8 protein-coding genes, 1 tRNA gene and 1 pseudogene are annotated in these 9991 nt (G+C 64.3%); 6 read left to right on the top strand and 4 right to left on the bottom strand.

What is annotated here, in order from left to right; translation table 11 throughout:
- The first annotated feature begins 4 nt into the window (after positions 1–4).
- The 5 genes from AC1DKV_RS39335 to AC1DKV_RS39355 all read left to right on the top strand — a co-directional run bounded on the left by AC1DKV_RS39335 (position 5) and on the right by AC1DKV_RS39355 (position 6242).
- Positions 5–703, top strand: coding sequence for a fumarylacetoacetate hydrolase family protein (locus AC1DKV_RS39335; protein WP_441624448.1), 699 nt, complete (start codon positions 5–7; stop codon positions 701–703).
- A 13-nt stretch (positions 704–716) separates the two neighbouring features.
- Positions 717–1355, top strand: a complete 639-nt coding sequence (maiA, locus tag AC1DKV_RS39340; RefSeq protein ID WP_441624447.1) for a maleylacetoacetate isomerase — start codon at positions 717–719, stop codon at positions 1353–1355.
- A gap of 20 nt (positions 1356–1375) precedes the next feature.
- Positions 1376–2419 (top strand): gentisate 1,2-dioxygenase, encoded by a 1044-nt coding sequence (gene gtdA / locus AC1DKV_RS39345; protein WP_441624445.1) that lies wholly within the window; start codon positions 1376–1378, stop codon positions 2417–2419.
- 18 nt (positions 2420–2437) lie between these two features.
- Positions 2438–3940: a fumarate hydratase gene (locus AC1DKV_RS39350; protein ID WP_441643538.1), complete on the top strand. Its 1503-nt coding sequence runs from the start codon at positions 2438–2440 to the stop codon at positions 3938–3940.
- 637 nt (positions 3941–4577) lie between these two features.
- The gene (locus AC1DKV_RS39355; RefSeq protein ID WP_477139614.1) at positions 4578–6242 is read left to right on the top strand and encodes an ABC-F family ATP-binding cassette domain-containing protein; all 1665 of its coding nucleotides are present in this window, start codon (positions 4578–4580) and stop codon (positions 6240–6242) included.
- A 102-nt stretch (positions 6243–6344) separates the two neighbouring features.
- On the opposite strand, the pseudogene AC1DKV_RS39360 reads toward AC1DKV_RS39355, so the two are convergent.
- Positions 6345–6881: pseudogene (locus AC1DKV_RS39360) on the bottom strand (AraC family transcriptional regulator); the annotation flags it as partial.
- Here AC1DKV_RS39360 and AC1DKV_RS39365 point away from each other — a divergent pair.
- Positions 6880–7224, top strand: coding sequence for a Rossmann-fold NAD(P)-binding domain-containing protein (locus AC1DKV_RS39365; RefSeq protein ID WP_477131834.1), 345 nt, complete (start codon positions 6880–6882; stop codon positions 7222–7224). The pseudogene AC1DKV_RS39360 and the gene AC1DKV_RS39365 overlap by 2 nt on opposite strands.
- Before the next feature lie 274 nt (positions 7225–7498).
- Here the strand turns inward: AC1DKV_RS39365 and AC1DKV_RS39370 are convergent.
- From AC1DKV_RS39370 to AC1DKV_RS39380, 3 genes are all read right to left on the bottom strand, one after another.
- Positions 7499–7575, bottom strand: a tRNA-Met gene (locus AC1DKV_RS39370).
- Between the two features lie 169 nt (positions 7576–7744).
- Positions 7745–9445 carry an MFS transporter gene (locus AC1DKV_RS39375; protein ID WP_477139615.1) on the bottom strand — a complete coding sequence of 567 codons (1701 nt, stop codon included), beginning with the start codon at positions 9443–9445 and terminating at the stop codon, positions 7745–7747.
- A gap of 257 nt (positions 9446–9702) precedes the next feature.
- On the bottom strand, positions 9703–9991 hold a 289-nt coding region (locus AC1DKV_RS39380; protein WP_477139616.1), incomplete at its 5' end, for a DUF4212 domain-containing protein.

A 9991-nucleotide genomic window follows, 5' to 3' on the forward strand; every position in this document is an offset into this window, starting at 1 on the left:
CCACATGACCTTTGTAATTCCGCCCATTCCTGCCGTTACGATTCCCGTGGTTGGCGGCAACGACCAGTTTCCCGTTCGCCGCATCTACTGTGTTGGCCGCAACTACGCCGCGCACGTGCGCGAGATGGGCATGGACCCGAGCCGGGAGCCGCCGTTCTTCTTCTGCAAGCCTGCCGATGCCATTGTGGTCGCACCAGTGGGCGCCGGCGCGCAAATCGCCTATCCGCCGGCGACCGAGCAGTTCCACTTCGAGATTGAACTCGTGGTGGCGATCGGCCGCGCGGGCCGGAACATACCGGTCGAGCATGCCAATGCGCACATCTGGGGCTATGGGGTCGGTATCGACATGACGCGGCGCGACCTGCAGATCGCGGCGCGCGACCGAGGCCGCCCCTGGGAACTCGGCAAGGGCTTCGATCAGTCCGCGCCAGTTTCGCTGCTGCATCCCGCCAGCGCGGTCGGCCATCCCGCCGCCGGAGAGATCTGGCTGCAGGTCGATGGACAGGACCGCCAGCGCAGCGACCTGGAGAACCTGATCTGGTCGGTGCCTGAAATCATCGCCAACCTGTCGACGTTCTTTGAACTGCAGCCTGGCGACCTCGTCTTCACCGGCACGCCCGAAGGCGTCGGGCCGGTGCGCAGCGGCGATGTCATGCGCGGCGGCGTCGCCGGGCTCACCGATGTTGAAGTGCGCGTAGCCTGAAGGCGGCCTGAGCATGGATCTGCACAACTTCTTCAACAGTTCCGCGGCGTATCGGGTGCGCATCGCCATGGCGCTGAAGAACATCCCCTGGAACCATATCGGCGTGAACCTGCGCGCCGGCGAGCAGAACCGGCCTGAGTATCAGGCGCTCAATCCGAACCGGCTGGTTCCGACGATGCACGATGGCGAGCAGACCATCACGCAATCACTGGCGATCATCGACCATCTCGATCGCAAGTGGCCCGTGCCGCGGCTGATTCCCGCCGATGGTCCGGCTCGCATACGTGTAATGGAGTTCGCGTTGACCATCGCCTGTGACTTGCACCCGTTGAACAATATGCGCGTGCAGAAGTATCTCAGCGCCCGCCTTGGTATTGCCGACGCTGACAAGGCCGAGTGGGTCGCACACTGGCTCACGGCCGGCTTCAGCGCGTTGGAGCCGTGGCTGCCCGCGGACGGCGGCTGGTGCGTCGGCGACGCGCCCACCCTGGCCGACTGCTGCCTGGTTCCGCAAGTCGCCAATGCGCAGCGTGCAGCGTTCAGCCTCGACCCTTTCCCCCGTGTGCGCCGTGCCTACGAGCACTGCATGCGTCACGAGGCCTTTCGTGTGGCAGCGCCGAGTGCCCAGCCAGATTACGTAGTCGCCCACTGATATCGATGCAACATCCGATCATGACAATCAACCCCACTCCTGACCTGTTGACCCGGCGCGACGCGTTCTACCGCGAACTGGAACCGCATGCGATGGGTGCCCTCTGGACGCGGCTGCGCAAGCTGATTCCTTCGGAACCCACACCCGCTGGCGTGGCGCACCGCTGGTCCTACGCCACGGCCCGTCCCTACCTGATGGAATCGGCGACGCTGATTTCGGCCGAGGAAGCAGAACGGCGCGTGCTGCTGATGGAGAATCCGGGCCTGCCAGGCTCCTCGCGCATCACCAGCACGATGTATGCCGGACTTCAGCTGCTCCTGCCTGGTGAGGTCGCCCCCGCGCACCGCCATACCCAATCGGCATTGCGCTTTATCGTCGAAGGCTCGGGCGCCTACACTGCCGTGGACGGCGAGAAGACCTATATGGAACCCGGCGATTTCGTCATCACGCCGGCCTGGACATGGCACCATCATGGCCACGAGGGCAACGCGCCCATGGTCTGGCTGGATGGCCTCGATATTCCCATCGTGTCATTCTTCAACGGTGGCTTCCGCGAGGAGTTCGATTCGGGCGAAGCACCGGTCACGCGACCCGCGGGCGATGCACTCGCACGCTACGGCACAGGTCTGTTGCCGGTAGGCTACCAGGCGTCCACGTTGAATTCCCCGGTCTTCAACTATCCCTACGCGCGCACGCGGGAGGCGCTGTTCGCGTTGCCACACGCCGGCGCGCCCGATCCGCACACCGGTCATCTCATGCGCTACACAAATCCGGTGGACGGCGGCTGGGCCATGCCGACGATCGCCACCATGATCCGGCTGCTGCCATCCGGCTTCGCGACCTTGCCGTACCGCTCGACCGACAGCATGGTCTTCGTCTGCGTGGAAGGCAGCGGCCATGTGATGATCGGCGACCAGCGGCTCGAGCTCGCGCCGCACGATATCGCCGTGGTGCCGGGCTGGAGCCGTTACACGCTGCATGCCAGTCGGGACCTTGTGTTGTTCTCGTACTCGGATCGCGTCGCGCAGGAGAAGCTCGGCCTGTTCCGCGAGCAACGCTTCTGAAGCGGGGTGGCCGGCATCATGACCACCGTCGTTTCGTATGGAGACTTTGTCGACAGCATCGCCGCGGCCCTGCAGTTCATCAGTCACCATCATCCTCCCGACTATATCCGGCACCTCGCCGCCGCCTACGAACGCGAGGCCAGCGAGCCGGCGAAACAGGCGATTGCCCAGATCCTGATCAACTCGCGGATGTGCGCGGAAGGCAGGCGTCCGATCTGTCAGGATACGGGCATCGTCAACATCTTCATACGCGTCGGCATGGACGTCCGGCTCGACGGATTCCCGTCGRGCGTMGTTGACGCTGCCAATGCAGGCGTGCGTCGTGCGTACCTCGATCCCGACAATACGCTGCGTGCCAGCATCGTCGARGATCCGCTGTTCGCGCGGCGCAATACCGGCGACAACACACCGGCGGTCGTCCATGTCGAACTCGTACCCGGCAACACCGTAGTGGTCGACGTGATGGCCAAGGGCGGCGGCAGCGAGAACAAGAGCAAGTTCGCGGTGCTGATGCCTAGCGATTCGGTCGCGGACTGGATCGTCAGCATGGTGCCGTCGATGGGYGCCGGCTGGTGTCCGCCGGGCATGCTTGGCATCGGCGTCGGCGGCACGGCCGAGAAAGCCATGCTGCTGGCCAAGCAGAGCCTGACGGCGCCGCTCGACATGCTCGATCTCAAGGCYCGGGGCCCGCGCAATGCGTTGGAAGCGCTACGCATCGACATCCATGACCGCATCAATGCGCTYGGYATCGGGGCACAGGGCCTYGGCGGATTGACCACCGTGCTCGATGTCAAGATCGCTACCTACCCCACGCATGCGGCGAGCATGCCTGTCGCCGTCGTGCCGAATTGCGCGGCAACGCGGCATGCCCGCTTCGAACTCGATGGCAGCGGCCCGGTCATGCTGGCTCCACCGTCTCCCGAYCTCTGGCCGGACCTGCCCTTGCCCGACGGCACAGCGAGCCGCCGGGTCGATCTGAACACCCTGACCCGGGAGGAAACCTGCACCTGGCTAGCCGGCGAGACCCTGCTCCTGTCGGGGCGCATGCTGACCGGACGCGATGCCGCACACMAGCGTATCGACGRGATGCTCTCGCGTGGCGAGCGCCTGCCAGTGGACTTCCGCAATCGCATGATCTATTACGTCGGGCCCGTTGATCCTGTGCGTGATGAGGTAGTGGGYCCCTGCGGCCCGACCACMTCAACACGAATGGACAAGTTYGCGGAGCGCATGCTTGCGTCCACCGGCTTGATCGGCATGATCGGCAAGGCCGAGCGCGGACCGGATGCGATCGGCGCGATCGTGAAAAACGGCTGCGTCTATCTGGCGGCGACCGGAGGCGCCGCCTATCTGATCTCCARGGCGGTCCGGTCCTCTCGCGTCCTTGCGTTTGGCGATCTCGGCATGGAAGCCATCTACGAGTTCGATGTGGAGAACCTGCCCCTCGTCGTCGCCGTGGATGCCAGCGGCAATAGCGTCCACGAAAGCGGACCGCGGACCTGGCGCATTGCGGCGGCATGATACTGACGCTACCCCGCATGTTTAGCTGCGCTGCGCCCTTCGTGGCAGAGTGCTTTTCAAAGCCTGGTAACGTCCCATGCTGACAACTGTTGTTGTCAGCATGGGGGTTTCAGGCCGCAGAACGGACCGGTTTGAATCTGGGGATCCCGCAGCGCCTTTGGCTCGAAGGCGTTCACGCATCTACGTCGGAGCCGTGCGAACGGCCGTCGAGGGCGGGAGCCGCGGATCAGAATGACAGCGGGCCGGCGGGTGCTCTCGGCGTCACTCATCGAGCAATGTCCCTGCGCAACGAGGCGTGCCACTGTACGTCCGGCTCGGTCTGCAGGTTTCTCGCGATCTCCGTGGCCCCGTTCTACGGTGCCTTGCTTGCGCTCGAATACTTCGGTTCCGCACTTGGCGCGTTCGCCGCCCATGGCTCAAGCCACCTGCACAATGGCGCTTCCCGGCCCAAGAACCGTCATTCACCGCCATGTTCGCCGGCTTTTCAGCCGGAACGCCCGGTGCGCCAGCGCCTGCCTTGCTTTGTGGCCGGTGGGCGCTGCAAGGCGCAAGCGGCTCTTCAGGCGTGCGGCCAGAAAAGAGACGGGCCTGCACGTCCGGTCGGCTATGATGCCGATCTTCTCCGAAGTGGTTCCCTATGATTTCCGTCCGTAATGTCACGCTGCGCCGCGGCGTCAATGTCGTACTCGACAGCGCGTCCGCCACCTTCAACCCCGGCGAAAAGATTGGTCTTGTCGGCCGCAATGGCGCCGGCAAGTCGTCCTTCTTCGGTCTTCTCAACGGCACGCTGCACGAAGACAGCGGCGAGTTCTCGATTCCCGCTGCATGGAAGATGGGGCAGGTCGCACAGGATATGCCGGAGACCGAGCAGAGCGCGACCGACTTCGTGGTCGAGGGTGACACCGTGCTGCTGGCCGCGCAGGCCGAAGTAGCCGCCGCCGAGGCCAGCGACGACGGCATGCTCATGGCGCACGCCTACATGGCCCTGCACGACGCCGGTGCACACGACGCCCCCGCACGTGCCCARGCGCTGATCCTGGGCYTTGGCTTCAGTGCMGMGCAGCTYRRCCASCCGGTCAACAGYTTCTCCGGCGGCTGGCGCATGCGACTGCAGCTGGCGCGCGCGCTCATGTGCCCGTCCGACCTGCTGCTGCTCGACGAGCCGACCAATCACCTTGACCTCGACGCGCTGGTCTGGCTGGAAGCGTGGCTCAAGCGCTATCAAGGCACCCTGGTAGTGATCAGCCACGACCGCGAATTCCTCGACGCKGTGACGCAGGTGACGGTGCACGTCGACAACGCCAAGCTCGTGCGTTATGGCGGCAACTACAGCAAGTTCGAAGACATGCGCGCCGAGCAGCTCGTGTTGCAGCAGGCCGCGGTGGCCAAGCAGGCGGACAAGATCGCCCACCTGCAGAAATTCATCGACCGTTTCAAGGCCAAGGCCTCGAAGGCGAAGCAGGCGCAGAGCCGGGTCAAGGCGCTCGAACGCATGGAGAAGATCGCACCGGTGCTTGCCGACGCAGAGTTCAACTTCKAGTTCAAGGAACCGCTCAACGTCCCGAACCCGCTGTTGTCGATGCTGGACGCGAGCTTCGGCTACCCGGCGCCGGCCGGCGCACTGCCGGGCACGCCGCCCACGGTCATCGTGCGGGGCATCAACCGTTCCGTGCTGGCCGGGCAGCGCATCGGCATTCTCGGTGCCAACGGCCAAGGCAAGTCCACGCTGGTGAAGACGGTGGCGCACGCGCTGGCGCCGATTGCCGGCGAAATCAGCGAAGGCAAAGGCCTGAACATCGGCTACTTCGCACAGCAGGAACTCGACGTGCTGCGCCCGCTCGACACGCCGATGGAACACATGATCCGCCTTGCCAAGGACACGCCGCCGCACATGCGCGCCCCCGGCCAGAGTGGCACCGAACAATCGCTTCGCACCTTCCTCGGCACCTTCAACTTCAGTGGCGACAGGGTCCATCAGGCGGTTAGCACGATGAGCGGCGGCGAAAAGGCACGGCTCGTGTTGTGCATGATCGTGTGGCAGCGCCCCAACTTGCTGCTGCTCGACGAGCCTACCAACCACCTCGACCTGGCCACGCGCGAAGCGCTAGGCATGGCGCTCAACGAATTCGAAGGCACGGTGATGCTGGTCAGTCACGACCGGGCCCTGCTGCGCGCCGTATGCGACGAGTTCTGGCTGGTCACCAAGGGCGGCGTCGAGCCCTTCGACGGCGATCTGGACGATTACCAGCAGTTCCTGCGTGAGGAAGCCCGTCGCATGCGCGAGCAGCCTGTCGCAGAGTAGAAGGTCATCGCCTGAGATAGCCCCTGGCGGCGACCCGCGCCGATGGGCCGCAGCTTGCCGCGTTGGGCGCGCTCCATGTGGATGTGGCCGCTTAGTGAGTGCCTACGTGCCGAAACGGACCGCCGGCGAGAGCGTGAACGACTCGCGCATGTCGCGCACTTCCTCGACCGGCGTCMGGCCAAACAAGCGCTTGAACTCCCTGCCGAACTGGGACGCGCTTTCGTAGCCGACGCGCCCCGCTGCCGCCGCGGCGGTCACGCCGTCGCGGATCATCATCAATCGCGCCTGATGAAGGCGGGTGGACTTGATGTACTGGATCGGGGATGTCTGCGTCACCGTGCGAAAGTTGGCGTGAAACGCCGGCACGCTCATGCCGGCTTMCTCGGCAAGACGCGCGACGTTGAGCGGCGTCGCGTAATCGGTGTGAATCCGCTTGAGTGCCCGCGCCACGCGTCCGAACCGGCCGTGATGCGCCAGCGCCGCACGCATCGACCCGCCTTGCTCGCCCGTCAGCACGCGATAGCAKATCTCTCGCACGATACCTGGCCCCAGCACCTGTGCATCGAGCGGCACCGTCAATACTTCCAGCAACCGTATCGTGGCGCCGGCAAGGTCGCCCTCCAGCCGCGTGGACACGATGCTTGTMGGCAGCGGCATTCGCGCCACGGTGGTCTATCCCGGTCCGGTCCGCACCGATTTCCTGTCGAGCGGTGCGCTTGCAGTGGCCAAGCGCCAGATCGACGACTACTCGGAGGCCAAGGCTTCGCTCGACTTGCATCTCGGCACGCTGCACGGCCACCAGGCTGGAGATCCTGACCAGCTGGCACGATTGATCATCCAGGCCGCCAGCGTCGAATCGCCGCCGCTGCATCTGTTTGCGGGCAAGATCGCCAACGAACTTGCGGCAGACAAGGCCAGGGCCGTCGCGAAGGACCTCGAAGTGTGGAGGGGTTCCTCCGAGGCCACCGATTTCGCGGATTGATTGAGAGGAATGCGGATGCCCCGGCGGCAACGCCGGGGCATCCGCTTGGAGGCTTCAGAGTGCATCGCGAAATGGCCGAAGCCGTGCTCAGAGCTGACGTCCCAGTCAAGCGCCGAATATGTCGCGCATCCATGAAACCATGTTCTCCGGAAGTCGAACTTCGGGAGGCCACAATGCAAAAACCCCTTCCTGCCTGTCGGCCGAAAGGGGTTTTCACATGATGCGTACTGCTTGCCAGCCTTCTCTGTCGCAAACGAAGAGAGAGCCAGAAATATGGTGGCGAATCAGGGATTCGAACCCCGGACCTGCGKATTATGATTCCGTCGCTCTAACCGACTGAGCTAATTCGCCGTTGAAGACCGAAATTATACCTTGGCTTTCGATCCTGTCAACACCTTCCGCAAAAAAGTTTCGAGGACCTCCGGAAGCCGCCTGCGCCAGCCGGAAAAAAGCCGGCGGACCTTGCGGCCCGCCGGCTGGAGCGACTGATTACCGGATCAGTCCTGTACAACCATCAGTCTCAGTCGTTCGCGTAGATATTCACGTCCTTGGTCTCGCGGACGAAGAGCGAGCCGATGACCAGGGTCACGCCGGCGATGATGATCGGGTACCAGAGGCCGTAGTAGATATTGCCGTTCTGCGCCACCAGGGCAAAGGAGATGGTGGGCAGCAGGCCGCCGAACCAGCCGTTGCCGATGTGATACGGCAGCGACATGGAGGTGTAGCGGATGCGGGTCGGGAACAGTTMGACCAGCATGGCGGCGATCGGGCCGTACACCATGGTCACGTAGATGACCAGGATGACGAGGACCACCAGCACCATGATGGTGTTCATCTGCGCCGGGTCTGCCTTGGTCGGGTAGCCGKSSGAGGCCATCGAGCCGSMCACTTCCTTCTTGAACGCGGCGATCTGTTTCTTGCTGGCGTCGTCGAAGCTGTGGCCAGCGGAATCCAGCGAGGCGTTGAAGGCGTTGATCTGCTTGTCGCCGATCTTCACCGAGGCCACCGTGCCGGCCGGGGCTTCCACCACTTCATAGCTGGCGGAGGCTTGTGCCAGGGTCCGCTTGACGATGTCGCAGGAGCTGCGGAAATCGATCTCGCGGGCGATCGGGCTGCCCTGGAAGGAGCATTGCTTGGGATCGGCGGTGACGACGATCTGGGCGGTCTGCTGAGCGCGTTCCAGTGCCGGGTTGGCGTAGTGGGTGAGGGCCTTGAACAGCGGGAAGTAGGTCAGCATCGCCAGCGCGCAGCCGGCCATGATGATCCACTTGCGGCCGATCTTGTCGGACAGCGAGCCGAAGAAGATGAAGAACGGCGTGCCGATCACCAGGGCGCCCGCGATCAGCAGGTTGGCGGTGGTGGCGTCGACCTTGAGCACCTGGGTCAGGAAGAACAGCGAGTAGAACTGGCCCGTGTACCAGACCACGGCCTGGCCGGCGGTCAGGCCCACCAGCGCCAGGATCACGATCTTCATGTTGCGCCATTGGCCGAAGGCTTCGGTCAGCGGTGCCTTGGAGGTCTTGCCCTCGGCCTTCATCTTCTGGAAGGCGGGCGATTCGCTCATCGACAGGCGGATATACACCGACACGGCCAGCAGCAGGATCKAGACCAGGAACGKGATGCGCCAGCCCCACACGTCGAAGTTGGCTCCGGTCAGGTTGCGGCACAGCAGGATCACGATCAGCGACAGGAACAGGCCGAGCGTGGCGGTGGTCTGGATCCACGCCGTGTAGGCGCCGCGCTTGCCGTGCGGCGCGTGCTCTGCTACGTAGGTGGCGGCACCGCCGTACTCGCCGCCGAGCGCGAGGCCCTGCAGCATGCGCAGCGCGATCAGGATGATCGGCGCCGCCCAGCCGATGGTGGTGAAGCCCGGCAGCAGGCCCACGATGAAGGTCGACACACCCATGATCAGGATGGTCACCAGGAATGTGTACTTGCGCCCGATCATGTCGCCGAGGCGGCCGAACACCAGTGCGCCGAACGGCCGCACGATGAAGCCGGCGGCGAATGCCAGCAGCGCGAAGATGAAGGCCGCGGTGGGATCGAGCCCGGCGAAGAACTGCTTGGMGATGATGGCCGCCAGCGAACCGTACAGGTAAAAGTCGTACCACTCGAATACCGTGCCGAGCGAGGAGGCGAAAATCACCTTCCTCTCTTCGGCCGTCATCGCCGTGCCCTGGGCGCTGCCGCCAGGCATCKCCACGTTCTGCGCATTAGCCATTTGTCTCCTCCGTTTTGTCATCGGAATCTTTCGGGTGGACAGCCGGAACGCGCTTGCGGACACGGGACAGTCACCGAAGTTCAATGGATTGTGGGAGGCGAAACTTACTGAGTTCTGACAATTTCCGCCGAGTTCGCCACTAAACGCTCGGGGTATACGCTAGCGAAATGCGGGGTGCGGGATTGTTGCGGCGCGACGTCCGGGGTCCGGGTTGGGCGCGGGAGGGTTCATCGCGACGCGGCGCAGGCGCCTTCTTGCTATGCAGCATCCTCCCGCCGCGCGTCCATCCCGGGCCGGGCGGCGGCTTCGTCCTCGCCGGCTTCGTCGTCAGCCAGGTTCATGCGCCAGGCGTAGAGGGCTGCCATCAGTACGTAGATGATCAGCGCACCCTGCGCGCCTACCCAGAACGAGAAGGGCCAGCCGAAGAAGTCGAAACGCAGCTCGCGCGCGAACCAGCTGACCACGAAGGTGACCACGAACCAGATTGCCAGCAGCGCGGCGATCCAGCGCMGGTTGCGGCGCCACGCGTGCCGCGCGGCCGAACCG

It is taken from the genome of Cupriavidus sp. 05T41 (assembly GCF_056396525.1).